This is a genomic window from Frankia sp. CcCS3 (assembly GCF_977927575.1).
In genome coordinates this window covers 1-2951 of record NZ_CDWRCL010000345.1, presented here as the reverse complement: position 1 = coordinate 2951, position 2951 = coordinate 1, and the positions used below count along the sequence as shown (strand labels likewise).

The following is a 2951-nucleotide window of genomic DNA, read 5'->3' as shown; positions in this document are numbered from 1 at the left end:
TTGGAGTATTAGGCTGGGCAGACACCGCCGGGCTGAGGAATGCCGAGGGCGAAGCAGCAGCAGGTCGCGCACCCGTTCGCCGAGTACCCGCCGGGGCGTACACCCGGGCTCGCACGCTCACCAACGGACCGCCAATAGCCCGGAACGCCCTGGTGCAGGTAGCTACCATCACAAGACATTACCTCCGATGCCACAGGTGACGGCTCTCCGAGGATCAACGACGAACCGGCCGTGTCCAGTCGGCCGCGGGTGGCGAACCGGCCGGCACCGCTGCGCCCAGCCGGGCCCGTGGACCTGCGCAGCGACACCGTGACCCGGCCGGCCGCGGCGATGCGCTGGGCCATGGCGTCAGCCGAGGTGGGCGACGACCACTACGGCGAGGATCCGTCCGTCCGCGCGCTGGAGGAGTACACCGCGGACCTGCTCGGCCACGAGGCCGCCGTGTTCGTGCCGAGCGGGACCATGGGCAACTTCGTCGCGTTGCGGTCCAGCGCGCCGGTCGGCACCGAGATCATCACCGACACCGAGGCCCACATCGTCACCTACGAGCTCGGCGGACTGGCCGCGCTCGGCGGAGTGCAGACCCGCACCCTGCCCGGCCTCACCGCGGCGGCGGACCTGGCGGACGTGGCCGCCGCGATCCGCGCGCACAGCGTCACCGGCAACTACAGCATGGTCAGGACCAGCGTGCTGGCCGTGGAGAACACCCATGCCCGCTCCGGCGGCCGGGTCTGGTCGCTCGGCCGGCTGGCGGAGTTCCGCGCCATCGCCGACTCCGCCGACGTGGCGCTGCACTGCGACGGCGCGCGGCTGTGGAACGCCGCGGTCGCGAGCGCCGTCCCGCCGCGTCGCCTCGCAGCCGCCTTCACGACCCTGTCGGTGTGCCTGTCCAAGGGGCTGGGCGCGCCGGTCGGCTCCCTGGTCGTCTGTGATGCCGGCCGCGTCGGCACCGTCCGGGAGTGGCGCCGGCGGCTCGGCGGCGGGATGCGCCAGGCCGGCGTGTTGGCCGCGGCCGGCCTGCACGCGCTGCACCATCACGTCGACCGGCTCGCGGAGGACCATCGACGCGCCGCCGAACTCGCCGCGCTGCTGGCCGACGCCGCACCCGGCCGCGTCGACCCGAAGGCGGTGGAGACCAACATGGTGCTGGTCCAGGTCACCGACGCCGGGGCCGTCGCGGCGCGCGCCGCCGAGCAGGGCGTGCTGGTCGGGGCGACCGGGCCGACCACGCTGCGGATCGTCACCCACCTCGACGTGGACGACGCGGGCATCCGCCACGCCGGGTCCGTCCTCGCCCGCCTGTTGCGCGCCCAGCCGCCGGTGGCGGCTTGAGCCGGGTCCCACCTGAGCCGGGCCGGATCCCTCGCCCCCCGGGCCAGGATGGTCACTGGCCGACGGCGCCGACGGTAACGGGCCAGCCCTCGGTTCCCGCAACGATAGTGCTGCGCCTCAGGCACATCCGCGGCGGGAACCGGGCCGGGCGGGTCAGCTCGCGGCGGCGGGCTCAGACTTGGCCGGGCCGACCAGCTTGAACACGGCGCCGGTCGGGTCGGCGGCGACCGCGAGGCGGCCGTAGGGGGTGTCCTCCGCGGGCAGCACCACCGACCCGCCGAGTTCGGCGGTCTTCGCGAGCGCCGCGTCGGTGTCCTGCACGGCGAAGTACACCGACCAGTGCGCCGGGACGCCCTCGGCCAGGAAGCCCGCCGCGTCCATGATGCCGGCGAGCGCGCCCTCGTCCTTGCCGAAGGTCGTGTAGCGGAACTCCGGGGTGTCGCTGACGACGTGAACGTCCCAGCCGAACACGTCCCGGTAGAAGCCGACGGCCGCGGCGTAGTCGCGGGTGTGCAGCTCGAACCAGCCGGGGGCGCCCGGCTCGGCAAGCACCCCGAAACCACGGTGCAGCCCCGGCTGCCACATGCCGATCGCCGCGCCGGCGGCGTCGGTCACGACGGCCATGACGCCGAGCTCTTCGACGGCCATCGCCGGGACGATCACCTGACCCCCGTGGTCCACAGCGGCGGCGACGGTCTTCTCGGCATCCGGCGTGGCCAGGTAGACCGACCAGCCATTCGGGACGGCCTCGTCCTGCTCGGGCATACAGCCGGCGACCTGGACACCGTCCTTCGTGAAGGTGAAGTACCCGCCGAACTCCTCAGCGGGATCCTCCGCCGTCCAGCCGAACAGCTCGCTGTAAAACGTCCGAGCCCGGGCCGGGTCGGAGGTCATCAGGTCGACCCAGCAGGGCGCTCCGGCCGGGGCGGTCTCTCGAGTAGGCATGATGTGCTCCTTCGTATCGTGCGGACCCGTATCAGGCGGACCGTGCCACATCACCTTGGACCCCGGCACCGACAGAAATTCCTCGGCGGCCATCGGCGATTCTCCGAGCTTCTCCGAGCTCCAGGTGCCGCTGCGTGGCATCACGCCCAAGGTGCTCATCGAGTCCCTGCGCGGCCTGGAACGCGACGGCATCCCCACCCCGGTCCACATATGTGGAGGTACCCCGCTGTGGAGGTACCCCCGCGGGTCGAGTGCACACTGACTCCCCTCGGGCACTCGGTCGTCTTCGGCAGGTTCGCCCCCACCCCCGCCCCCGCGCCCGGCGCCCGGCTCAGTGGTGGAACGATGACTCGCCGTTCCTCCAGCGCCGCCGTCTGCGGCTACCCATCCTTGTCGATCATGTTCTTCGGGGCGCACTCGGCCATCAACCGGTCGGCGTACGGGTCCATCCAGGTGGTCACGAACGTGGCCATGTTCAGCCGCGCGTTGCCGTCGAGCATCAGCTCGTCGTGGACGATCTGGTAGACCGTCTCCGGCGCAATCGACTCCTGCGGCATCCGGAACCGCGGGACCACGACTTCCTCGCCCGACGGGACCAGGTGCGGCCGTACGTCGACCGTCCGCTCCGCCCGATCATCACTCGCCTGGCGATGTAGGGCCTGTTTGGGAAGTAC

At 72.1% G+C, this 2951-nt stretch carries 3 protein-coding genes and 1 pseudogene; 2 read left to right on the top strand and 2 right to left on the bottom strand.

The features are described 5' to 3' along the window. The first annotated feature begins 231 nt into the window (after positions 1-231). Positions 232-1332: a GntG family PLP-dependent aldolase gene (locus AC08OQ_RS18970; protein ID WP_476602358.1), complete on the top strand. Its 1101-nt coding sequence runs from the start codon at positions 232-234 to the stop codon at positions 1330-1332. Between the two features lie 153 nt (positions 1333-1485). Here the strand turns inward: AC08OQ_RS18970 and AC08OQ_RS18965 are convergent, their stop codons facing one another. After that, positions 1486-2277, bottom strand: a complete 792-nt coding sequence (locus AC08OQ_RS18965) for a VOC family protein (protein WP_462188696.1) — start codon at positions 2275-2277, stop codon at positions 1486-1488. A 124-nt stretch (positions 2278-2401) separates the two neighbouring features. Between AC08OQ_RS18965 and AC08OQ_RS18960 the strand changes: the two genes are divergently transcribed. Then, positions 2402-2539, top strand: a complete 138-nt coding sequence (locus AC08OQ_RS18960) for a hypothetical protein (RefSeq protein ID WP_476612286.1) — start codon at positions 2402-2404, stop codon at positions 2537-2539. A gap of 118 nt (positions 2540-2657) precedes the next feature. On the opposite strand, the pseudogene AC08OQ_RS18955 reads toward AC08OQ_RS18960, so the two are convergent. Then, a pseudogene (locus tag AC08OQ_RS18955) lies at positions 2658-2951 on the bottom strand (glutamate decarboxylase); the annotation flags it as partial.